Source organism: Stenotrophomonas sp. CASM106 (genome assembly GCF_049384825.1).
In the GTDB taxonomy this organism is placed as follows: domain Bacteria; phylum Pseudomonadota; class Gammaproteobacteria; order Xanthomonadales; family Xanthomonadaceae; genus Stenotrophomonas; species Stenotrophomonas muris.
The window spans coordinates 1-477 of the sequence record NZ_JBMRFS010000040.1 but is presented as its reverse complement, the minus strand read 5'-3'; the positions used below and the strand labels follow the sequence as shown (position 1 = coordinate 477).

General features: G+C 66.2%; 1 protein-coding gene. It reads left to right on the top strand.

Annotation, left to right across the window (positions count from 1 at the left end):
• A partial coding sequence (locus VG556_RS22405) for an SUMF1/EgtB/PvdO family nonheme iron enzyme (protein ID WP_423180057.1) occupies window positions 1–477 on the top strand: 477 nt, incomplete at both ends.

The window sequence follows — 477 nt, the reverse complement described above, 5'->3', positions numbered from 1 at the left end:
ATGGTGATCACCGAGGTTACCGTCGGCGATTTCGAGCGCTATGTGAAGTCGACCAATGCACGACCACGTGCGACCCGGCGCGGCCACTCGGTGGTCTATGACGAGCGCAGCGGCAATTTCATCCGCCGTAGCGGCGTCGACTGGCGTTCGGATTACGATGGCGCGCGCGCACTGGGCAACTCGCCGGTGATGCATGTCAGCGTGCGGGATGCCGAGAACTACGCGGCATGGCTGTCCGAGCAGACCGGACGCAGCTACCGGCTGCCGAGCGAGGCCGAATTCGAATCTGCGCTGCGCGCCGGGAGCAGTGGCCGCTACCCCTGGGGAGACGCGGGTACGCCGCCGCCGGGCAGCGGCAATTTCACCGGCAGCAAGGACGTCTCGCCTTCGGGTCGGCACTGGCACAACGCTTTCATCGGCTATGGCGATGGCTGGTGGGGACCGGCGCCGGTGGCCAGTTTCCAGGCCAATGCTTTC